This is a genomic window from Mesorhizobium sp. P160927, from assembly GCF_057766385.1.
Window position 1 is genome coordinate 4,321,073 of the sequence record NZ_JBYMDW010000001.1, and the last position, 21,881, is coordinate 4,342,953.

The window sequence follows — 21,881 nt, forward strand, 5'->3', positions numbered from 1 at the left end:
CGGCGGCTAGTGGTTGCGGCAAAAACCCCGGCTTGCGAGATAACTGACATGGCACCTACCCCCTCGATCCCCAAGGCCGCTTTCTGGATGGCGCTGTCGATCGCCTCGTTCCTGGCGATGTCGGTCGCCGGGCGCGCCACGACCGCCGAGCTCAACGTCTTCCAGGTGCTGGAACTGCGTTCGGTCATCGGGCTCTTCATTCTGCTGCCGCTGGTGATGATGAGCGGCGGCTTCGCGGCGATGCGCACGCAGCGTCCCACCGCTCATATCGCCAGAAACGTCATCCACTATACCGGGCAGGCGGCATGGCTCTACGCATTGACCTTGATTCCGTTGGCCGTGCTGATTTCGATCGAATTCACCACACCGATCTGGACGGCGATCCTGGCGGCGACTTTTCTTGGTGAAAGGCTGTCCCGGCCAAAGCTTGCCGCGATCGTGCTGGGCCTGATCGGGGTGGTGATCATCGTTCGCCCCGGTGTGGGCTCGATCGATCCTGGCCATCTCATCGTACTCGGCGCCGCGGTTTGCTTCGGGATCTCGGTGGTCCTGGTCAAGTCGCTGACGCGGACGGACAGCGTCGTGCGCATCATCTTCTGGATGCTGATCATCCAGTCCGTGGTCGGCCTCGTTCCAGCCCTTTACGAGTGGCGCAACCCGCCGCTGGAACTGTGGCCATGGATCGTGCTGATTGCCTTCACCGGCATGTCGTCGCATTTCTGCATGGCCCGTGCGCTTGGCTATGCCGACGCCACCGTCATTTCGCCGATGGATTTCCTGCGTGTACCGTTGTCGGCGCTCATCGGCTGGCTGCTTTACAGCGAGCAGATCGACGCCTTCACCGCTGGCGGTGCATTGCTGATCCTGACGGGCAATCTGCTCAACTTGCAGCGCAAGGCAGTCAAGCCGGCAGAGGTCGCGGCGTCGTAGCGTTGCCGGTCAGTTCCCTTCGTCTGGAATGTTGAGCACGTGTCCGCACGCCTTGCAGTGTACTGCGTCCGGCTCATGACGCTGCAACCCGCATTGCGGGCAGGGAAAGAACACCTTGGCCGGCCGAAAGATCGCCTGCGCCAGCCTCACGAACAGCGATATGCCGATGATCATGGTGACGATCGCCGTCAGCTTGCCGGCTATGCCCGGCAGCACGATGTCGCCGAAGCCTGTGGTCGTCACGGTCGCGACGGTGAAGTAAAGCGCGTCGATGTAGTTTTCCAGTCCGGCTCCGTCGCGAAAAAAGAACGTGTAGACGAAGCCCGTGATGACAAAGAGAAAGGTCAAAAGGCTGATGACCGCTTGGCTTGCCTCGCGCCAGGGCCGCAGACCGCGCATCTCGAAATGCCGCCAGATCGAACCGCTGCGCGACAGCGACCATAGCCGCAGGATGCGCAGAAAGCCGAGGCTCGCGAGAGCCGTCGGCATCAGCAGCGTCAGAAGGATGAAGGCATCCACCCATAGGGTCGGCTGCTTCATCAGGCGCTGCATGTCGTTGGAGGCGAGCAGCCTGGCAATCAGATCGAAGGCGACGAGAGCCGCCACGGCATAGTCCAGCCACAAAAACGAGGCCGACTGCTGGATGACCGGGGTGGCGATGAAAAAGCCGATGATGGCGAGGTCGATGATGACAGCCACCAGTTGAAACCGGAACGCGGCCGGCGAGCGTCCGTGATAGAGCCTGCGCAGCCTGTCGCGTAATCGCGCCGTCGCGGAAAGGTCCTGCGATGGGCGCCTCTCCTTGGCCTTCATGCTGGCATGAGCAGCCGGTGCTGGCCCGCGGATAGCCGCCTGTCAAGCGCGCGGATCACACCAGTTCCACTTCAATCACGCCCGGCACGGCGCGCATCGCCGAGGCGATCTGTGGCGAGACGCGATAGCCGCCTTGCAGAGCGATCTCGACCTCGCCCTGCGCCTCTTCCTTGATCACGATGATGCTCACCTGGCTTTCACCCCGCTGCGTGAGCTGGGATTGGATCATCGAGGCAGGTCCATCGTTCCTGACGAAAATGCGCAGCGCCTTCTGGATGCGGCTTGCCTCGTCTTCCAGCGATTGCACCGAGTTGATGCGCAGGTTGACGCCCTCGGGCCTGTCCTCCGCCGCGACGGTGATGACAACCGAGCGGCCGGCTTCGAGGAGGTCACGGTACTGCGCCAGCCCTTCCGAAAACAGCACCGCCTCGTACTGGCCGGAGGTGTCGGAAAAGGCCACCACGCCCATCTTGTTGCCGGTGCGCGTCTTGCGCTCCTGCTTGCTGGTAACAGTGCCGGCAAGCCGGCCGGCGGAAGCGCCGCGCTTGACGGCGGCGGAGAACTCCGCCCAGTTTTGCACCCGCATCTTCTGCAGCGCCGCCTTGTACTCGTCGAGCGGATGCGCCGAGAGATAGAAGCCGACGACCTGGAATTCACGGTGCAGCCGGTCGGCGGCGAGCCACGGATCGGTCGCCGGCAGATTGAGCGCCTGGGACTGTGCGCCGAGCGAGGCGCCGAAGATGTCGGCCTGACCCGAAACGGCGTTCTGCTGGGCGAGCGACGCCAGCCCCATCATCCGTTCGACGCCAGCCAACATCTGGGCGCGGTCGTGGCCGAAGCAGTCGAGCGCGCCGGCCATTATCAGGCTTTCGAAAACCCGTTTGCCGACGATCTTCGGGTCGACCCTTTCACAGAAATCGGCCAGGCTCTTGAACGGCTTTTCGCCGCGAACGGCGACGATGTGCTCCACCGCGGCATCGCCGACGCCCTTCAGCGCGGCCATCGAATAATAGATCCGGTTCTCGCCTACCTCGAAGGCACGGAAACTCGTCATGACCGACGGCGCCAGGACTTCGATGCCGAGGCGCAGCGCATCCTGGCGGAAGTCGGCGAGCTTGTCGGTGTTGCCCATGTCTAGCGTCATCGACGCCGCCAGGAACTCGACCGGATAATGCGCCTTCAGATAGGCGGTCTGGTAGGAGACGACGGCGTAAGCGGCCGCGTGAGACTTGTTGAAACCGTAGTCGGCGAACTTTGCCAGCAGGTCGAAAATGAAGTCGGCTTGCGGCTTTGCGACGCCGCGCTCGACCGCGCCGGAGACAAAGCGTTCGCGCTGCTTGTCCATCTCGGCGCGGATTTTCTTGCCCATGGCGCGGCGCAGAAGGTCGGCTTCGCCAAGCGAATAGCCTGACAGCTCCTGCGCGATCTGCATCACCTGTTCCTGGTAGACGATGACGCCTTGCGTCTCCTTCACGAGATGATCGATCTTGGGATGGATCGAGGCCATCTCCTCCTCGCCATGCTTTCTGGCGTTGTAGGTCGGGATGTTCTCCATCGGTCCCGGCCGGTAGAGGGCAACCAGCGCGATGATGTCCTCGATGCAGTCGGGCCGCATGCCGATCAGCGCCTTGCGCATGCCGGCACTTTCCACCTGGAACACGCCAACCACCTCGCCGCGCGACAGCATTGCGTAGGTCTCGGGATCGTCGAGCGGGATGGTCGCCAGATCGATATCGATGCCGCGCCGGCGGATCAACTTGACGGCCGTCTCCAGCACCGTCAGCGTCTTCAGCCCGAGGAAGTCGAACTTCACCAACCCCGCCTGCTCGACATATTTCATGTTGAACTGGGTGACAGGCATGTCCGAACGCGGATCGCGGTACATCGGCACCAGTTCCGACAAAGGTCTGTCGCCGATGACGATGCCGGCGGCGTGCGTCGAGGCGTGGCGGTAGAGGCCCTCCAGCTTCTGCGCCATGTCGAGCAGCGTCTGGACGATCGGCTCCTTCTCGGCCTCCTCGGCAAAGCGCGGCTCGTTGGCGATGGCATCGGCGAGCTTGACCGGATTGGCCGGATTCTGCGGCACCATTTTCGAGAGTTTGTCGACCTGCCCATAGGGCATCTGCAGCACACGGCCGACGTCGCGCAGCACGGCGCGCGCCTGCAGCGTACCGAAAGTGATGATCTGGCCGACCTGGTCGCGGCCGTATTTCTGCTGGACGTAGCGGATCACCTCTTCCCGGCGGTCCTGGCAGAAATCGATGTCGAAATCGGGCATCGACACGCGGTCCGGATTGAGGAAGCGTTCGAACAGCAGCGAGAAACGCAGCGGATCGATGTCGGTGATGGTGGTCGAATAGGCAACCAGCGAACCAGCGCCCGAACCACGCCCCGGGCCGACCGGAATGCCTTGCGCCTTGGCCCATTTGATGAAATCGGCAACGATCAGGAAGTAGCCGGGGAATTTCATCTTTTCGATGATGCCAAGCTCGAATTCGAGCCTCTCACGATACTGCTCCACCGTGTAGCCCGGCGTCGGTCCGTGCAGGGCGAGCCGTGCATCGAGCCCCTCGCGCGCCTGACGGGCCAGTTCCTCGGCCTCGGCCTTTTCGGCGGCGTCCTTGTCGGAGGCATCTCCGCCCGTGAAACGCGGCAGGATCGGACTGCGGGTTTTTGGATAGTAGGAGCAGCGCAGCGCGATCTCGACAGTGTTGTCGATGGCTTCAGGCAGGTCGGCGAACAATTTCGCCATATCGGCCTGACTGCGCAGGAAATTGTCCGGCGACAGCCGGCGGCGGGTGTCGACGGCGACAACCGACCCCTCGGCGATGGCGATCAACGCATCATGCGCCTCATACTCGTCGCGCGATGAGAAGAAAGCTTCGTTGGTGGCAACCAGCGGCAATTCATGGGCATAGGCGAGATCGATCGAGGATCTCTCGATCATCCGGTCGTAGCCCGAAACCCGGTCCAGTTCGACATAGAGGCGGTCGCCAAACATCGCCTTGAGCGTCAGCAGGCGCACTTCGGCAAGATCGCGGCGATCTTCCTTCAGGGCCATGCCGATCGGGCCGCGCGGCCCGCCACTAAGACAAATCAGGCCGTCACATTGGCCGTCCATCATTTCGGTGGTCAGGTGCACCGCTTCGCCGGGCGGTGTTTCGAGATAAACGCGGCTGACCAGTCTGACGAGGTTGGAATAGCCGGTTTCCGTGGCCGCGATCAGCACGACCGGCCGCATATCGGGACCTTGCCGACGGCGGTCACGCTGGCCGTCGCTGTTTTCGCCGGAAAAGGCGAGCGCGATCTGGCAGCCGATGATCGGCTGGATGCCGTCCTTCACCGCCTTCTGGGCGAACTCCAAGGCGCCAAACAAATTGTTGGTGTCGGTCACCGCGATTGCTGGCGCTTCGTCCTTGATGGCATGGCCTACAATCTTGCCGAGTTGCAGAGCGCCTTCCAGCAGCGAATAGGCCGAGTGCACGCGAAGATGGACGAACGGCCGCGCCGGCGCCTCCGGCCGCGCGGCCGCGATCGCGGCCTCGCGCTTCAGGGGATCGCGTGGAAGTCTCTCATCCGCCATGGTTTCTCGCGCTGTCCGTAAGGCTTGAGTCGATGGAGATGTATTGTCCGGGACCGGACGATGCCAGTCCAGCACAAACGACTACCGACCCACAGGCTTCCAGCCGTTCAGGCGAATTCCATGATCACCGCGTCGACGGCCAGGCTGTCGCCCGGCTTGGCGTTGAGTTTCGAGACGACGAGGTCGCGCTCGGCGCGCAGAACGTTTTCCATCTTCATCGCCTCGACCACGGCCAGCGTCTCGCCCGCCTTGACCTCCTGGCCTTCGGCGACAGCGATCGACACGACGAAGCCCGGCATCGGGCAAAGCAGCAGCTTCGACGTGTCCGGCGCTATTTTCTCCGGCATCAGCCGTTCCAATTCGGCGGTGCGCGGCAGCATGGCGCGCGCGGTCACCGACATGCCTTTCCAGGCGATGCGGAGGCCATTGGCGACAGGACGAATCTGGGCGGCAACCCTGCGCTTGCCGACCGTGCCGCGCCAGATCAGATCGCCAGGCCGCCAATCGGACGAAATGGTCAGCGCCTTGCCGCCATCTATGGACAGGTCCATTTCCATCGGGATGGAAATCATGCCTTCGAGGATCGACACCGACAAATACTCTTCGCCAATCTTCAACACCCAGTCGCGCTTGAGCGCTCCCGAATGCGGCGCCAGCCGCCCGCCCAGCCGGTCGAGACGATCGCGGCGCAGCAGTTCCACCGCGGTCGCGATCGATGCCAGCACGGCTTTTTCATCGCTGTTCGGCACGACGGGGGCAAAACCGCCGGGATATTCCTCCGCGATGAAGCCAGTCGATATCGCCCCTTCCCGCCAGCGTGGATGCTGCATCAACGCCGCCAGGAACGGGATGTTGTGCTCGATGCCGTCGACGACAAAGCTGTCCAGCGCTTCCGACATGGCGTCGATGGCCTCGAGCCGCGTCGGCGCCCAGGTGCACAGCTTGGCCAGCATCGGATCGTAGAACATGGAAATTTCGGAGCCTTCGGTGACGCCGGTGTCGTTGCGGATGACCACGTCGCCGAAGCGGCCTTCCTCCGGCGGCCGATAACGTGTCAGCCGGCCGATCGACGGCAGGAAATTGCGATAGGGATCCTCGGCGTAAAGCCGGCTTTCCACGGCCCAGCCGTTCAGTTTGATGTCGCCCTGCTTGAAGGCGAGCTTTTCGCCGGCGGCGACGCGGATCATCTGCTCGACCAGATCGACCCCGGTGACGAGTTCGGTCACCGGATGCTCGACCTGCAATCGTGTGTTCATTTCAAGGAAATAGAAGTTCTTGTCCTTGTCGACGATGAACTCGACGGTGCCGGCGCTCTGGTAGTCGACAGCCCTGGCCAACGCCACCGACTGCTCGCCCATCGCCTTGCGCGTCTTGGCATCGAGGAAGGGCGATGGCGCCTCTTCCGCCACCTTCTGGTTGCGGCGCTGGATCGAGCATTCGCGTTCGCCAAGATAGAGCGCGTTGCCATGCCCGTCGGCCAGCACCTGTATTTCGATGTGACGCGGATCGACCACGAACTTTTCGATGAAGACACGGTCGTCGCCGAACGAACTCTTGGCTTCCGAGCGCGCTCGGTCGAATCCGTCGCGTACTTCCGACTGGTCCCAGGCGATGCGCATGCCTTTGCCGCCGCCACCGGCCGAGGCCTTGATCATCACGGGATAGCCGATCTCGCCGGCGATCTTTTCGGCATGATCGGCATTCTCGATGACGCCGAGCCAACCCGGAACCGTCGAAACCTCGGCGGCGTTGGCGAATTTTTTCGACTCGATCTTGTCGCCCATCGCCTTGATCGCCTTGGGTTTCGGCCCGATGAAGACGATGCCTTCCGCTTCCAGGGCTTCACAGAACGCGGCTCGCTCGGACAGGAAGCCATAGCCGGGGTGCACGGCCTGAGCGCCCGTCGCCTTGCAGGCCGTGATGATCTTTTCAGGAACGAGGTAGCTCTGCGCGGCCGGCGACGGCCCGATATGCACCGCCTCGTCGGCCATTTCGACATGCACGGCATCGCGATCGGCGTCGGAATAGACAGCAACCGTGGCAATGCCCATCTTGCGCGCCGTCCTGATGACGCGGCAGGCGATCTCGCCACGATTGGCGATCAGGATCTTGGTGAACATGCGGGCAGAATTCCCCTCCGGCGGATGGTTCAGTTCTATGGACTAAGTCGCCAGGTCTCAAGTGCCGCGGTGGACGACATGACGAGCGTTCCTTGCCGGCGCTCTATCGCACTGCCCTGCCGAGCCGGGCTGGTTGTCGAGCGGTGTGCTATCTGCGTCAAGAAAGCCAAGATTTCGTCTCATCTGAGAGTTGATGAGCAGCCCAAAACCTGAAACCTTGAGCTCAAAAATCGCCTTTGGAGGAATTGCCCGATGAAAACCCGCGCCGCTGTCGCTGTCGCCGCCGGAAAGCCGTTGGAGATCATGGAGGTCGACCTCGATGGACCGCGCGATGGCGAGGTGCTGGTCGAGATCAAGGCGACCGGCATCTGCCACACCGACGAATTCACACTGTCGGGCGCCGATCCGGAAGGCCTGTTTCCGGCCATTCTCGGCCATGAAGGCGCCGGCGTGGTGGTCGATGTCGGCAAGGGCGTCACCTCGGTCAAGAAGGGCGACCATGTCATCCCGCTCTATACGCCCGAATGCCGTCAGTGCCCGTCGTGTTTGTCGAGGAAGACAAATCTGTGCACGGCCATCCGCGCCACCCAGGGCCAAGGGTTGATGCCGGACGGCTCGTCGCGCTTCTCGATCGGCAAGGACAAGATCTTCCACTACATGGGCTGCTCGACCTTCTCCAACTTCACCGTGCTGCCGGAGATCGCGGTGGCCAAGGTTAACCCCGACGCCCCCTTCGACAAGATCTGCTACATCGGCTGCGGCGTCACCACCGGCATTGGTGCCGTCATCAACACCGCCAAGGTCGAGCAAGGCGCGACATCGGTGGTCTTCGGCCTCGGCGGCATCGGCCTCAACGTCATCCAGGGCCTGAAGCTTGCCGGCGCCGACATGATCATCGGTGTCGATCTGAACAACGACAAGAAGGAGTGGGGCGAGCGATTCGGAATGACGCATTTCGTCAATCCGAAGGAGATCGACGGCGACATCGTGCCCCACCTCGTCAACATGACCAAGCGCGGTGCCGACCAGATCGGCGGCGCCGACTATACATTCGATTGCACCGGCAACACCAAGGTCATGCGCCAGGCGCTGGAAGCCTCGCATCGCGGTTGGGGCAAGTCGGTCGTCATCGGCGTCGCCGGCGCCGGCCAGGAGATCTCGACCAGGCCGTTCCAGCTGGTCACCGGCCGCAGCTGGATGGGCACCGCCTTCGGCGGCGCGCGCGGCCGCACCGATGTGCCGAAGATCGTCGACTGGTATATGGACGGCAAGATCCAGATCGACCCGATGATCACCCACACGCTGAAGCTCGAGGACATCAACAAGGGATTCGACCTCATGCATGAGGGCAAGTCGATCCGCAGTGTCGTGGTTTACTAAAGACAGCCACACGCCGCCGGCCATCCGGCCGGCGACCCCTGTGGTGAAACATGGGAGGAGAGAAAAAATGGCGGAGAAACTGCATCCGAAGATCGACAATGGGCTGCCCAGGGAAAGCGCCAGCTTTGCCGGCGGCACGCTGGTCTGCGCCTGCACCAGCAAGCCGGTCAAGGTGAAGGTCAAGGGCCAGATCGCCCACAACCACGCCTGCGGCTGCACCAAATGCTGGAAGCCAGAAGGTGCTGTATTCTCGGTGGTTGCGGTCGCCGGCACCGGCGATGTCACCGTCACCGAGAACGGCGACAAGCTCAAGGTGATCGACCCCTCGGCGCTGATCCAGCGTCATGCCTGCACCCAATGCGGGGTCCACATGCACGGGCCGGTCGAGCGCGACCATCCGTTCAAGGGCCTGTCCTTCATTCATCCCGAGCGCTTCGAGGAAGACGGCTGGTCGCCGCCGGGCTTCACCGCCTTCGTGTCCTCGATCATCGAATCGGGTGTCGATCCGAGCCGCATGGACGGCATTCGCGGCAGGCTGAGGACAATCGGGCTGGAGCCCTACGACTGCCTCAATCCGGGCCTGATGGACTACATCGCCACCTGGACGGCGAAGAAGTCCGGCGCCCTGCCGGCCTGATGGCCGTGAGATTTCAGGCGGGGGCCGGATATGTTTCCGGCCCCCGCTCGTTTCCGGAGAGACAATGCCCGCACCCGCCATCTACGTCGACGCCGACGCCTGCCCGGTCAAGGCGGAGGTAGAAAAGGTCGCCGAGCGCCATGGCGTCGTCGTCACTTATGTCTCCAATGGCGGTCTGCGCCCCTCCCGCGACCCGATGATCCGCAATGTCGTGGTCTCCAAGAGCGCCGATGCCGCCGACGACTGGATCGTCGAGAACACCAAGCCCAACGACATCGTGGTGACGGCGGACATTCCGCTCGCCGCCCGCACTGTGGCGCTCGGCGCGCATGTGCTGGGACCGACCGGACGTCCTTTCACGCCCGAGACGATCGGCATGGCGGTGGCGATGCGGGACCTCAAGCAGCATCTGCGCGAAACCGGCGAGAGCAAGGGCTACAATGCCAGCTTCGCGCCGCAGGATCGTTCCCGGTTCCTGGGTGAACTCGACCGCATCTTGCGGCGCGCGCTGAAATCCGCCACACCGGGCTAGCAACAAAGCGCCATCCAGGTGGAGACCGCCATGGCCGCCGAAACCCCGATCAAGAAACCGATGCAGCGCCACATGCTGTTCGCGGTGTCGGCATGTATCGGTGCGTTTGCGCTGCTTTTGGCGTTGCTGCTGCACGCCCCACTCGCCTATTCGATCGGCGCCAACATATTTTTTGCCGCTTACGTCCTTCTTGTTGTCAGCCAGATGCCCAAATTCACCGGCAAGTACCTGAGCAAGAATGCACGCGCCACCGATCAGCCGGTGCTGGTGATCTTCGCCGTGACGCTCGTTGTCGTCTGCCTTGCCCTTGTCTCCCTGTTCCTGCTGATCAATCGCAAGGATGGGGATCACCCGATCGAACTCGGCTTCGCACTGCTGTCGATCCCGCTCGGCTGGTTCACCATCCACGCCATGGCAGCGCTCCACTATGCCCATGTCTACTGGATGGACGGCGACGCGGTCGACGCCGGCACCAACAAGAAGATCCCGGTCGGCGGCCTGCTGTTCCCGGGCGACAAACGCCCCGAGGGCTGGGATTTCCTCTATTTCTCGACCGTCATCGGCATGACGGCGCAGACCGCCGACATCAACATCTCGACGACGCATATGCGATGTGTCGTGCTTGTGCACTCGGTCCTGTCGTTCTTCTTCAACACGGTCATCGTCGCCGCCGCCGTCAATCTCGCCGTCAGCCTGGGCGGTCCGTAATAAATCCGTGATCGCATGAAACATCGGTTTGGATCGCGACGTATCAAGAGGACAATGAACTCTTAGGACAAGCCGCAAGGCCGGGAGACCAGACAAGATGGAATCGGTTGCCAGAAGCCAATCCGAAATTGGACCGGGCGCCCCCGCGTCAAAAGAGAAAACATTGATCTACCGGCAGTCGCGCTGGACGCGGCTGACACACTGGCTCTGGGCCATCTCGTTGTTTTTCATGCTGCTGTCCGGCCTGCAGATCTTCAATGCCCGCCCGCAACTCTACATCGGCAAGCAATCCGGCTTCGACTACAACAACACCATTTTCGCCATAGGCGCCGAAAACACCAATGCCGGGCCGCGCGGCTACACCGAAATCTTCGGGCACCGCTTCGACACGACAGGCGTCCTCGGCTGGTCGGGCCCGGCCGGTAACGAGACGGCGCGCGGTTTCCCGTCCTGGGCGACGATCCCGTCCTACTATGACCTCGGTACCGCCCGGGTGATCCATTTCTTCTTCGCCTGGATATTGACGACGACCTTGATCGTCTGGCTCGTCGCCAGCCTGATCAACGGCCACATACGCCGCGACCTGGCGCCGCGCCTGGATGACCTCAGACGCTTGCCACGGGACATCGCCAACCACGCCAGGCTTAAATTCCACCACACGCGCGAATACAACACGCTGCAGAAGATGGCCTATGGCGGCGTGCTGTTCGTGCTCTTGCCGCTGATGATCATCACCGGCCTCGCCATGTCGCCGAGCATGAATTCGGTGCTGCCCTTCCTCAATGAATTGACCGGTGGCCGGCAGACGGCACGCACCATCCATTTCACCGTCATGCTGCTGCTGGTCGCCTTCTTCGTCATTCACATCCTGATGATCCTCGCCGCCGGCCCGATCAACGAACTGCGCTCGATAATCACCGGCTGGTACCGCACCGATCCTCCCGTTCATGACGACAAAACGTCACAGAGGAGTGCCTGAGATGGCGAAATTTGAGATAAGCCGCCGAAAATTCCTCACCGCCGCCAGCCTCGGCGCTTCCGGCATCATGCTGTCTGGCTGCGACGCCTTCGACAGCCAGCTCAGCATCGGCAGCGGCCTACGCAGCTTCCTCGAAAACGCCAATGGCCTGACCCACAAGGCACAACGGTTGCTCGGCGGCGGCAATTCGCTGGCGCCGGAATTCACCGAGGCTGATATCCGTCAGCCAATGCGGCCGAACGGCGTGACCGCGCCGGACGACGACGCTTACAAGGCCCTGCTCACCAACAACTTCGCCGAATGGCGCCTGGAAGTGTCAGGCATCGTGGAAAAGCCGCTGTCGCTCACCCGCGAGCAGCTCATGAACATGCCGAGCCGCACCCAGATCACCCGCCACGACTGCGTCGAAGGCTGGAGCTGCATCGCCAAATGGACGGGCACGCCGCTGGCGCTGCTGCTCGACCAGGCGGTGGTCAAGCCACAGGCGCGCTATGTCATGTTCCATTGCCTCGACACGATCGACCGCAGCCTGTCAGGCGACATCAAATATTACGGCACGATCGACCTAATCGATGCTCGCCATCCGCAAACGATCCTTGCCTACGGCCTGAACGGCAAGCCGCTGCCGGTCGAGAACGGCGCGCCGCTGCGTGTCCGCGTGGAGCGCCAGCTCGGCTACAAAATGCCGAAATATCTCTACAAGATCGAACTGGTGGACGGCTTCGCCACTATCGGTGGCGGCCGGGGCGGCTATTGGGAAGACAACGGCTATGACTGGTATGGCGGGATTTGATGGTCCCTCGCATACGGGCCGAGCACGATTTGTCCCCCATGGAATTGAGTTCGCTGGAGGAGCGTCTCCACCGCGATAACCGACGTATGACGGACCGCGACGATGACCGAGGGCTGGCCTTTGTCATCCGCGATGGTGCGGGACACGCAGTCGGAGTAGCCGCCGGCTATTCCTGGGCGGGCACGTCCGAACTGACCTTGATGTGGATTGCCGAGGCTCACCGAGGTCGCGGCTACGCAAGGCAGTTGCTCGACGCCTTTGTCGCGGAGGCCGCCGATCGCGGCGTCAGGAAAATCTGGGTCTCCAGCCACGACTTCCAGGCACCAGGCCTTTATGAAAAGGCTGGCTTCGAGCGCATGGCCGAATTCTCGGGATGGCCCGAAGGCCATTCCAATATCATTCTTTGCAGAACGATAGCAGCGGACGGCGGGGCTTAGGCAACCTTGTCGAGCAACGGCTTCAGCGCCGGATGAATTTCCGGCGAGGCATGCTTGATCAGGGTCAGCAGTGCGCGCTCATTTTCGTACAAGGGCCGGTTCACCCCCATATGTCCGACCAGCCACTTTGCCTCACCGGCATCGATCGTCTCGGCACGGCGGGCCAGCGCCTCGGTGGCTCTGTTCTTGGCTTCCCATTCGGTCTCTATGTCGTCAGGAGAGCGGTAGGCCTCGATGATACCGGCAAGACCACCGGAGATCATGCGGCTGAAGAAGCCGCCGATTTCCGGATCGGCGTGATCGAGGAACGTTTCCTGGCGCAGCGCCACCTCGCGGGTGGGCGCCTCATAACCGGCCGAGCACATGACAAAATTGGCGATCGCCTTGACGAACAGGTCGTTCCAGGACGGATCATTATTGGCCTGGGCGGTCCGCTCGTTGATCCTGAACAGCACCTCGGCCTCGGCCTGGGTGATGGCGATGTTGCCGTCGCCACCATGGGCATGGAGGATGCGGCGCAAAAGCTCGACTTCGGCCCTGGCGATCAGTCCGGGCACCAGAGCGCCGCCGAGCATCAGCGCTCCCTTACCGTCGACGACGGCGTGGGCGACCTGCTCCAGCGCGTAGACGCAAAGCCGGCTCGGCGAGGATTTCGCCTCTTCCAGCACATGGACCAGCAATTCGAGTTCGGTCCGGCTGTCGACCATGCCGTCGCGCGAAATCGTGCGGACCAGCCAGTCGGCATTCTCCCCCGAAATGTAGCCCAAGGGCTTTTCCTGATGGACGATGTAGTCGGTGACCGCCTCGACGAAGAACGGCGCCCATTCAGCGCATTTGTCCCGCGCCGTCTGGTCGAGCGCGAACAAGGCCTCGGCTTCGCCCCGGCTCACCACGCCGTCGGCGAACACGTCGCGGCGCAGCATCACGACATCCTCTGAAGCAATGCGGTTCTTCGAAGTCAGCCCCGCCACCGGAGCACTCATGATCAACTCGCCCATCTGTCGTCCCCGTCCCCCAACGCGTCACGTCGGTCAGCTTTATCAGGAGTGTCTTGAAAAACCGGCAAACGGCGTGGTTAGCGAAGACTTGTCAGAACAATGTCGCTGGGAGGTGACAAGGTGTCGTCGACGGGCTATGGATGGCGCGTCGAGGGCTTAGGGTTTTGAGTCCTACCTGTTTGCGGGAGAGAGCAGCGAGAGCTGCCGCCGAAGGGGAAATCGCCCGAAATCTCTCAGGCAAAAGAACCGTAGACGGGAAAGACACTCTGGAAAGTCGGGGCTTGCCCCCGCGCCGAAGGTGTAAGCGCCGCTGACAGAGTTCCGGCTGCGCGAGTCTCTCAGGCTTCAGACAGAGGGGCACGGACTGGTCGCCATCAGCGGCCGATTGCGTGCGACTCTGGAGGCGACATGACGGGCGACGACGACAAACACCTTCCCCTCGAAGATATTCATGCGGCTGCCGGAGCGCGCTTCGGCGCCTTTGCCGGCTGGTCGATGCCGCTGACCTATCCGGCCGGCGTCATGAAAGAGCATCTCCACACCCGCGAGCATGCGGGGTTGTTCGACATCTCGCATATGAAACTGTTCGAGGTCAGCGGGTCGGAAGCGGTTGCGCTGTTGAACCGCGCCTGCCCGCTGGACGCCGACGCGCTCGAAATCTCGCAGTCAAAGCTATCCTTCTTCCTGAATGAAGCAGGCGGCATTCTCGACGATCTGATCGTCACCCGGCTCGGCGACAGCAGGTTCATGGTGGTCGCCAATGCCGGCAATGCCGTCGCCGACGAAAAGCATTTGCGCGCCCTGGCGACCGATTTCGAAGCCAAGGTCGAGCCGCTCGACCGCGTCTTCCTGGCGATCCAGGGCCCCGAAGCCTGGGCTGCCCTCTCCCGCGCCGGCATCGAGACCGGCTCACTGCTGTTCATGCATGGTGTCGAGCCGCGAAAAAACTGGTTCATGAGCCGGTCCGGCTACACTGGCGAGGACGGTTTCGAGATCGGCCTGCCGGAGGCCGATGCGCGTGACCTTGTCACCAAGCTGTTGGAAGATGAACGCGTGCTCTGGATCGGCCTTGCCGCGCGCGACAGCCTGCGGCTGGAGGCCGGCCTCTGCCTGCATGGCCAGGACATCACGGCGGAGACCGACCCGGCCGCGGCGGCGCTGATGTGGGCGATCCCGAAAGAAATCCGTTCCTCCGGCACCTTCATTGGCGCCGAACCCTTGCGCGCCGCCGTGGAACGTGGCCCGGCGCAAAAGCGCGTCGGGCTGAAACCGGAGGGTCGCCAGCCGGTGCGCGCCGGTGCCGCGCTGTTCGAAGCCGACGGCAATCCTGCCGGCCATGTCACATCGGGCGGCTTCGGCCCTTCCGCCGGCCATCCGGTCGCCATGGGCTATGTCGCCACGCCGCTGGCAAAGCCCGGAACGCGGATTTTCGCCGACGTGCGCGGCACCAAGATCCCAGTCGATGTCAGTTCTCTGCCCTTCACCCCTCATCGCTACCGCAAAGGATGAATTCCATGGCAACAACCTATTTCACATCGGATCACGAGTGGCTCAGCGTCGAGGGCGGCATCGCCACTGTCGGCATCACCGACTACGCGCAGGAGCAGCTCGGCGACCTCGTCTTCGTGGAACTGCCGGAAACGGGAAAGAAGCTCGCCAAGGGCGACACCGCCGTCGTGGTCGAATCAGTCAAGGCAGCCTCGGACGTTTATGCGCCGGTCGATGGCGAGATCACCGAAGCCAATGGCACGCTGTCCTCCGACCCCTCGCTGGTCAACTCGGCGGCAACCGGGGCCGGTTGGCTGTGGAAGATGAAGCTCGCCGACGAAAGTCAGCTCGCCAGCCTCATGGATGAGGCAGCCTACAAAGCCCATATCGCCTGACATCAGGAATTTATTGACATGACCGCAGCTCCCTACCCGTTCTCGGCCCGCCACATTGGACCCGGCCTTGCCGACGTCAGAGCCATGCTCGCCGTCATCGGTGTTCCCTCGGTCGAGACGCTGATCAGCCAGGCCGTGCCGAGATCGATCCGGCTCGACCAGCCGCTGGACCTCCCGGCGCCCGCCAGCGAAGCCGAAGCTCTCGCCGAATTGTCGGTGATAATGGCAAGGAATATGGTGCTGAAAAGCTTTATCGGCGCTGGTTACCACGGCGTTCACGTGCCGCCGGTCATCCAGCGCAATCTGTTCGAGAATCCGGCCTGGTACACCGCCTACACGCCCTATCAGGCCGAGATCAGCCAGGGCCGGCTCGAAATGCTGTTCAACTTCCAGACGCTGGTCACCGAACTGACCGGCCTGCCGGTGGCATCAGCCTCACTGCTGGATGAAGCGACAGCGGTCGCCGAAGCGGTCGGCATTGCGCTGCGCCACCACCGCGACAAGCGCACCAAGGTGGCGCTTGCGGGCACGCCGCACCCGCAGACGCTGGACGTCGTGCGCACCCGCGCCGAGCCGCTCGGCATCGAGATCGACGGCGAGACGATCGACGACAACACCGCCGCCCTGCTCGTCTCCTGGCCGGACACCTTTGGCGTCTATGGCGACCACAAGGCGGCGATCGAAAAAGCGCGCGCCACCGGCGCGGTTGTCGTCTTTATCGCCGACCCGCTTGGTCTGACGCTGACCGACGCGCCGGCGAAACTCGGCGCCGACATCGCGGTCGGCCCGATGCAGCGCTTCGGCGTGCCGATGGGCTTTGGCGGCCCGCATGCGGCCTATTGCGCGGTCTCCGACAAGCTGACGCGGCTTATGCCCGGCCGCCTGGTCGGCCAGTCGACCGACAGCAAGGGCCGTCCCGGCTACCGCCTCGCCTTGCAGACGCGCGAGCAGCATATCCGCCGCGACAAGGCGACGTCCAACATCTGCACCGCACAGGCCCTGCTTGCCAATATGGCCACCGCCTACGCCATCTGGCACGGCCCGGTCGGCCTGCAGGCGATCGCCGGGCGCATACACGCGCTGGCCAACTGCCTGGCAAGCGGCCTCGAGGCGGCGGGCGTATCGGTGCTCGGCTCCAGCCGCTTCGACACGGTGACGGTGGAGACCAACGGCAAGGCCGCCCAGATCGCGGTCGCCGCCGAAAAGACCGGCCGGCTGCTGCGTGTGCTCGATGCCGACCATGTCGGCATCAGTTTCGACGAGACCTCGACCGACGCCGATCTCGACGCGATCGCGGCCTTGTTCGATGCCAAGGCTGCCGCTTCCGCCGACAGCACGGTGCCCGGCAAGCCGCGTGGCACGGAGTTTTTGACCCAGCCGGTCTTTCACCAGAACAAGTCGGAAACCGAGATGATGCGCTTTCTGCGCCGGTTGGCCGACAAGGACCTGGCGCTCGACCGCGCCATGATCCCGCTGGGCTCCTGCACCATGAAGCTCAACGCCGCGGCGGAAATGATGCCGGTGAGCTGGCCGGAAATCGCCAATTTGCATCCCTTCGCGCCCGCAAGCCATTCGGCCGGTTACCGCGCCATGATCGGCGAACTGGAAGGCTGGCTGTCGGAGATCACCGGCTTCGACGCCGTGACCTTGCAGCCCAATGCTGGCAGCCAGGGCGAATATGCCGGGCTGCTCGCCATTCGCGCCTACCACCGCTCGCGCGGCGAGGGCCATCGTACCGTCTGCCTGATCCCGTCTTCCGCGCATGGCACCAATCCGGCGAGTGCCGCGATGGCCGGCATGAGCGTCGTCGTCGTGCGCTGTCTGGAAGACGGCAACATCGACATGGACGATATGCGCGCCAAGGCCAACGAGCATTCCAAGAATCTCGCGGCGCTGATGTTCACCTATCCCTCCACCCATGGCGTCTACGAGGAAGGCGCGCGCCACCTCTGCGCACTCATCCATGAGCATGGCGGCCAGGTCTATTTCGATGGCGCCAACCTCAACGCGCTGGTCGGCCTCGCCCGGCCAGGCGACATCGGCGCCGACGTCTGCCACATGAACCTGCACAAGACCTTCTGCATCCCGCATGGCGGCGGCGGCCCGGGTGTCGGTCCGATCGGTGTCAGGGCGCATCTGAAGCCCTATCTGCCGGGCCATGTCAGCGAAGGCTCGGCTCATGCCGTGGCCGCCGCTCCCTTCGGCAGCGCTTCCATCCTGCCGATCACCTGGATGTACATCCGCATGATGGGCGCTTCCGGCCTGAAGCAGGCGACCGAGACAGCGATCGTTTCGGCCAATTATGTGGCGACACGGCTCGCCCCGCACTTCCCGCTGCTTTACAAGGGCCGGAGCGACCGCGTCGCCCACGAATGCATCCTCGACACCCGCGTGCTCAAGGAGAGCGCCGGCATCAGTGTCGAGGACATTGCCAAGCGCCTGATCGACTATGGTTTCCACGCGCCGACCATGTCGTTCCCGGTCGCCGGCACGCTGATGGTGGAGCCGACCGAGTCCGAGCCCAAGCGCGAGTTGGATCGCTTCTGCGAGGCCATGATCGCCATTGCCGGCGAAGCGGCGAAAGTGGCCAAAGGCGAATGGCCCTTGGCCGACAATCCGCTGGTCAACGCGCCGCACACGTCTGCCGAGGCGCTGGCCGGTCAATGGACCCACCCGTATTCGCGTCTGGAGGCGGCTTATCCCGCCGGCGATGCCGACACGGCGACGAAGTACTGGCCGCCAGTGTCGCGCATCGACAATGTCGCGGGCGACCGTAATCTGGTCTGCTCCTGCCCGCCGCTGTCGGATTATCTTGGCGCGGCCGAATAGCTACTCGGAACGCAAGGCCGGCCTGACCGGGTCGGCCTTGCCCGTCCTCTTGCAGCCGATGACGCAATTTCGCCCCGCGCGCTTGGCGCCATAGAGCGTGAGTCGGGCCCTGGCCATCACCTCGTCGAGGGTGCTGCCGTCGGGCGCCAGCGCGATCTGGCAAAGCAGCGGATCGGGCTCCCTGGTATAGCGCCAGAAGAGGATCACATGCGCCACGAGCACGATAATGCCGCACGCCACCGTCAGCACGAAACCCGCCCGCGGCGCCGTGAGCCAGATCGCAACCATGGTAGCGGCTGACAGGTACCCGACAGCGCGGCTGCGAGCAGGAGCGAACTGAAATCCAGCATATCGGGCGGGGGCCTCTCGAGCGTCGGCGGTTGCGCCGCATTCTAGGTCAGCGGCAGCCCTCGCACATGGCTTGGGCGATATCTCGACCCAAGCCGCGGATAGGGTTTACAAAGCGTCGATGCCAACTGTGCCGAAATCGCCCTTGGACGGCGCGACCATCAAACGGCATCAGCCCTTGTTCAGCAAGGCGAGGTTGGCGTCGACAACGGTGGGATCGGTCATGCCGGTCTTCGCCTCGAGCAGCAGCGCCCGGGCCTTCTTCTTGTTGCCGCGCAACAGTTGCGAATAGCCCATATTGTTGACGATCTGCGGCTTGCGGCCGGCAACCTTCAGGAGCTGGCCATAGGCGCGGTCGGCGAAGTCGAAGCGGCCAAGTTCGTCATACGAAGCCGCAAGCCCCATCCAGGCCTCGGCACTGTCGGCCTTCAGCTCGACGGCCTTGCGGAAATGCGCTTCGGCAAGACCATAATTGGCATCGCGAAACTGTGCCTTGCCTTCCGCCAGGTCGGATGTGGCGACATCCTTCCCTGCCGGCTGGATTGCAGTGGTCTTGGTCGTGTCGACGTTATTGTTCGTCGTACACCCGCTGATCATTAGGGCGGCTGCCATCATGGCCATCGCCGCAAATTTTATCTGACGCATGCCCTGCCCCGTCGCCCGATTTGCCGGGTCGTTCTTCGGGAAAGAGACTACAGAAGAGCGATTAAGCTTCGGTGCCGAAATGCAGCTAACTTTCAGTTTCCGGAATAGCAATCATTAACCACCGGGCGTGCCATCTCAAATCTCCGCGGACGCGAGCGGCGGCGGGGCGAGGCCCAGCAAGAGGGTGCGCAAGACATTTGCATGGGACCTGTCACTCATTTAAGGCCGTTGCAGGTCCGATTTACCCCTGCCGTACCCAATAACTTTCTTGAAATCGCCTCGACGGACTTTTGCACGGTGAACACCATCACCTCGCCCGCACTCCAAATTACAGCTAATGGGCCGTCAGTTTGACGATGATGGGAATGACCGCGATCATCAACACCACCGGCAGGATGCAGACCACGACCGGCACGGACATCTTGGCCGGCAAGGCATGGGCCTTCTCCTCTGCCAACGACATGCGCTTGTGGCGCATCTCGTCCGAAAACACCCTGAGCGCGCCCGACAGGCTGGTGCCGAGTTCCTTCGACTGCTGCAGGAGCGTGGCGAAGGAGCGTACCTCATCCAGGCTGAGGCGATCGGCGAGCGCCTTCAGCGCGTCGTCCAGGCTGCGCCCCGCCCGAAGTTCCAAGCACACGAGCTGCAGGTTCTGGCTGAGCGACGGATAGCTCTTGGCGAGTTCTTTCGAAACGCGCTCGACGCCGGCTTCCATGCTCATGCCGGCATCCGAACAGACGATCATCAAGTCCATGAAATCGGGGAAGCCGTTGCGGTATTCGCGCATCTTCTCGCGCACCTTCTGGGTCAGCACCAGGCCCGGCAAAAAATAGCCGGCGGCCCCCGACAGGATGATGAAGGTCCACCGGCTGGTCATGGTCGCGTCGGGACTGGCCATCCACCGATTGAGCACGAAGACGGCGAACGTCGTGCCGATCATTGCCGTGAACCGGATGAGGAAGAACATGCCGACGGCGCGCGGCTCCATGTAGCCCGCCTGGATGAGCTTCAAGCGCAGGCGAGCGACATTTTCCGGGTCGCTCTTTGCATAGAATTCCTGTGCCCTCTTCATCGCTTGCTCGCGCACGACGCCGCTATTCTTCTTCTGCACCGGTTCGGGTCTGGCGGCCACCGGACCCTGGTCGACCTTGAGCCGGCGCTTGACGTCGTTGCGGTCGCCCTTCGCCACCACCATCGGCCATGCGACAGCGGCCGCTCCCGCGGCCAGCAGGAGGACGGCCACCGGCATCAGCGAGGTCGGCGCGAGGGAAGCGAGGAATTCAATGACGCTTTGCATGTCAGAACTTGAAATTCGACATTTTGAACATGATCAGATTGCCCAGCATCAGCCAGCTAACCGAGCCGCCGATCATGTACCATGTCTTCGCCACGCCCCAGACGTCGCTGTAGTATCCCGGCATCATGGCCATGATGGCGGTGAACAGCAGCGCCGGTACGGCCGTCAAAATATAGGCCGAGAGGCGGCCTTCCGTCGAAATGGCGCGCACCTTGCGTCGCAGCTTGCCGCGTTCGCGGATCGTCGTCGACAACCCATCGAGGATCTCGCGCAGGTTGCCGCCCGAACTGGTCTGGATCGACACGGCGGTGATGAACAGCGGCAGATCCTCGTGTCCGACCCGGTCGAACAGTGCATTCAGCGCCGTGACCAGGTCGGAACCATAAGTGACTTCGTCGGCAATGACGCCGAATTCCGTGCCGATCGGATCGGGCATCTCGCGCGACACCATGGCGATGGCCACCGGCACCGGATGACCGGCCTTGAGGCCGCGCGTGATCAGCTCGAGCGCTTCCGGCAGCTGCATGCCGAAACGCTTCAGCCGGCGCTTGCGCATGGAGCGCATCGCCATGACCGGCAGCAACGGCACCAGCACGACGAACAGGATGAGCCCCATCAGCAGCGGCAGCCCGCGCCAGATCGCGGCCAGGGCAACGGCCGTCGCCACACCGCAGGTGATCGTCAGGAATTTCGAAAGCGGCATCACCATGCCCGACTGCGTGCGCAGGGCACGGAACCGGTCCGGCGAAAACAGCGACGTTCCCGCGTCGAGACCGCGCTCCTTGCGCAGCTGGATCAGCACCTGTTCCTGGCTGATCTTGCTTTCCTGCAGTTTCATGCGCCGGTTGATGGCGGTGCGCTTGTCGCTGCGTCCGGCGTAGAGCAGGTAGACGGCCTCGGCCACCATGATGCCGGTCAGTGCGGCTCCGGCATAGACCACATAGATCGCGCTGAACCCGTCGAACACGC

Annotated in this window: 19 protein-coding genes and 1 riboswitch; of the genes, 11 read left to right on the forward strand and 8 right to left on the reverse strand. The window is 63.1% G+C overall.

Annotation, left to right across the window (positions count from 1 at the left end; all coding sequences use genetic code 11):
* The first annotated feature begins 48 nt into the window (after nucleotides 1-48).
* Complete coding sequence (locus tag AC3CB8_RS21105; RefSeq protein ID WP_023783237.1) at nucleotides 49-930, forward strand: DMT family transporter; 882 nt, start codon at nucleotides 49-51, stop codon at nucleotides 928-930.
* A gap of 9 nt (nucleotides 931-939) precedes the next feature.
* Here the strand turns inward: AC3CB8_RS21105 and AC3CB8_RS21110 are convergent, their stop codons facing one another.
* The 3 genes from AC3CB8_RS21110 to AC3CB8_RS21120 form a co-directional block, all read right to left on the reverse strand.
* On the reverse strand, nucleotides 940-1,743 hold the full coding sequence (locus AC3CB8_RS21110) for an ion channel (RefSeq protein ID WP_352565223.1): 804 nt from the start codon (nucleotides 1,741-1,743) through the stop codon (nucleotides 940-942).
* 55 nt (nucleotides 1,744-1,798) lie between these two features.
* On the reverse strand, nucleotides 1,799-5,326 hold the full coding sequence (dnaE, locus tag AC3CB8_RS21115) for a DNA polymerase III subunit alpha (RefSeq protein WP_352595494.1): 3,528 nt from the start codon (nucleotides 5,324-5,326) through the stop codon (nucleotides 1,799-1,801).
* Nucleotides 5,327-5,433: 107 nt separating this feature from the next.
* Nucleotides 5,434-7,446 carry an acetyl-CoA carboxylase biotin carboxylase subunit gene (locus AC3CB8_RS21120; protein ID WP_352566128.1) on the reverse strand — a complete coding sequence of 671 codons (2,013 nt, stop codon included), beginning with the start codon at nucleotides 7,444-7,446 and terminating at the stop codon, nucleotides 5,434-5,436.
* A gap of 252 nt (nucleotides 7,447-7,698) precedes the next feature.
* Between AC3CB8_RS21120 and AC3CB8_RS21125 the strand changes: the two genes are divergently transcribed.
* The 7 genes from AC3CB8_RS21125 to AC3CB8_RS21155 all read left to right on the forward strand — a co-directional run bounded on the left by AC3CB8_RS21125 (nucleotide 7,699) and on the right by AC3CB8_RS21155 (nucleotide 12,912).
* A complete protein-coding gene (locus AC3CB8_RS21125) occupies nucleotides 7,699-8,826 on the forward strand; it encodes an S-(hydroxymethyl)glutathione dehydrogenase/class III alcohol dehydrogenase (RefSeq protein ID WP_023783235.1) in 1,128 nt (375 codons plus the stop codon).
* Nucleotides 8,827-8,893: 67 nt separating this feature from the next.
* Complete coding sequence (gene gfa / locus AC3CB8_RS21130; protein WP_023770043.1) at nucleotides 8,894-9,463, forward strand: S-(hydroxymethyl)glutathione synthase; 570 nt, start codon at nucleotides 8,894-8,896, stop codon at nucleotides 9,461-9,463.
* Nucleotides 9,464-9,527: 64 nt separating this feature from the next.
* Nucleotides 9,528-9,995 (forward strand): YaiI/YqxD family protein, encoded by a 468-nt coding sequence (locus AC3CB8_RS21135; RefSeq protein WP_015317609.1) that lies wholly within the window; start codon nucleotides 9,528-9,530, stop codon nucleotides 9,993-9,995.
* 30 nt (nucleotides 9,996-10,025) lie between these two features.
* The gene (locus tag AC3CB8_RS21140; protein WP_023783234.1) at nucleotides 10,026-10,703 is read left to right on the forward strand and encodes a DUF1345 domain-containing protein; all 678 of its coding nucleotides are present in this window, start codon (nucleotides 10,026-10,028) and stop codon (nucleotides 10,701-10,703) included.
* Nucleotides 10,704-10,800: 97 nt separating this feature from the next.
* Nucleotides 10,801-11,682 (forward strand): cytochrome b/b6 domain-containing protein, encoded by an 882-nt coding sequence (locus tag AC3CB8_RS21145; RefSeq protein ID WP_023770040.1) that lies wholly within the window; start codon nucleotides 10,801-10,803, stop codon nucleotides 11,680-11,682.
* A gap of 1 nt (nucleotide 11,683) precedes the next feature.
* Nucleotides 11,684-12,475, forward strand: a complete 792-nt coding sequence (locus AC3CB8_RS21150) for a molybdopterin-binding protein (protein ID WP_352566130.1) — start codon at nucleotides 11,684-11,686, stop codon at nucleotides 12,473-12,475.
* A gap of 38 nt (nucleotides 12,476-12,513) precedes the next feature.
* Nucleotides 12,514-12,912, forward strand: coding sequence for a GNAT family N-acetyltransferase (locus AC3CB8_RS21155; RefSeq protein ID WP_031240951.1), 399 nt, complete (start codon nucleotides 12,514-12,516; stop codon nucleotides 12,910-12,912).
* On the opposite strand, the gene AC3CB8_RS21160 is transcribed toward AC3CB8_RS21155, so the two are convergent.
* Entirely contained in the window at nucleotides 12,909-13,910 is a 1,002-nt protein-coding gene (locus AC3CB8_RS21160) for a hypothetical protein (RefSeq protein WP_023770037.1), read from the reverse strand. The genes AC3CB8_RS21155 and AC3CB8_RS21160 overlap by 4 nt on opposite strands.
* A 172-nt stretch (nucleotides 13,911-14,082) precedes the next feature.
* Nucleotides 14,083-14,169: riboswitch (glycine riboswitch) on the forward strand.
* Between the two features lie 149 nt (nucleotides 14,170-14,318).
* On the opposite strand from AC3CB8_RS21160, the gene gcvT reads away from it, so the two are divergent.
* The 3 genes from gcvT to gcvP are packed head-to-tail and all read left to right on the forward strand — an operon-like array spanning nucleotide 14,319 to nucleotide 18,622.
* On the forward strand, nucleotides 14,319-15,419 hold the full coding sequence (gcvT, locus tag AC3CB8_RS21165; protein ID WP_023770036.1) for a glycine cleavage system aminomethyltransferase GcvT: 1,101 nt from the start codon (nucleotides 14,319-14,321) through the stop codon (nucleotides 15,417-15,419).
* A 5-nt stretch (nucleotides 15,420-15,424) separates the two neighbouring features.
* Nucleotides 15,425-15,793, forward strand: a complete 369-nt coding sequence (gene gcvH / locus AC3CB8_RS21170; protein ID WP_015317602.1) for a glycine cleavage system protein GcvH — start codon at nucleotides 15,425-15,427, stop codon at nucleotides 15,791-15,793.
* A gap of 18 nt (nucleotides 15,794-15,811) precedes the next feature.
* Nucleotides 15,812-18,622, forward strand: coding sequence for an aminomethyl-transferring glycine dehydrogenase (gcvP, locus tag AC3CB8_RS21175; RefSeq protein ID WP_023791456.1), 2,811 nt, complete (start codon nucleotides 15,812-15,814; stop codon nucleotides 18,620-18,622).
* Here the strand turns inward: gcvP and AC3CB8_RS21180 are convergent, their stop codons facing one another.
* The 4 genes from AC3CB8_RS21180 to AC3CB8_RS21195 form a co-directional block, all read right to left on the reverse strand.
* Nucleotides 18,623-18,910, reverse strand: coding sequence for a hypothetical protein (locus AC3CB8_RS21180; RefSeq protein ID WP_023770034.1), 288 nt, complete (start codon nucleotides 18,908-18,910; stop codon nucleotides 18,623-18,625).
* Between the two features lie 231 nt (nucleotides 18,911-19,141).
* Entirely contained in the window at nucleotides 19,142-19,615 is a 474-nt protein-coding gene (locus AC3CB8_RS21185; protein WP_023791460.1) for a tetratricopeptide repeat protein, read from the reverse strand.
* Between the two features lie 334 nt (nucleotides 19,616-19,949).
* Nucleotides 19,950-20,912: a type II secretion system F family protein gene (locus AC3CB8_RS21190; protein WP_023783227.1), complete on the reverse strand. Its 963-nt coding sequence runs from the start codon at nucleotides 20,910-20,912 to the stop codon at nucleotides 19,950-19,952.
* Nucleotide 20,913: 1 nt separating this feature from the next.
* Nucleotides 20,914-21,879, reverse strand: a complete 966-nt coding sequence (locus tag AC3CB8_RS21195; RefSeq protein WP_023791464.1) for a type II secretion system F family protein — start codon at nucleotides 21,877-21,879, stop codon at nucleotides 20,914-20,916.
* Nucleotides 21,880-21,881: the final 2 nt, after the last annotated feature.